Source organism: Candidatus Nanopusillus massiliensis (assembly GCF_920984865.1).
The window spans coordinates 189766-190201 of record NZ_OV100765.1 but is presented as its reverse complement, the minus strand read 5'-3'; positions in this window follow the sequence as shown (position 1 = coordinate 190201).

Below are 436 nucleotides of genomic sequence, written 5' to 3'. Positions count from 1 at the left end.
ATGTTCAACAGGAGAGAAGAAATTATTTATATAAACAAGGAAAAATAATTTTTGTAACACCACAGACATTTACAAAATGATTTAATAAGTGGAAGGATAACATTCTATGATGGATCAACAATAATATTTGATGAAGCACATAGAGCAGTTAAAAAATATTCATATACATTTATTGCAAAAAAATTTGTAGAACAGGCAAAGGATTATAGAATAATTGGACTNNNTGCTTCTCCAGGTTGGAATATTGAAAGAATAGAAGAAGTAATAAATAATCTATATATAAAAAACATTGAAATAAGAACTGGAGAAGAAAATGATATTAAAAAATATATGACTGGTATTGAAATTAAAAGAATAGATGTAGAATTGAATAATGAATTAAATAATATTAGAGATTTGATAATAAAGGCAATANATTTGAGAATATCAAAAATAA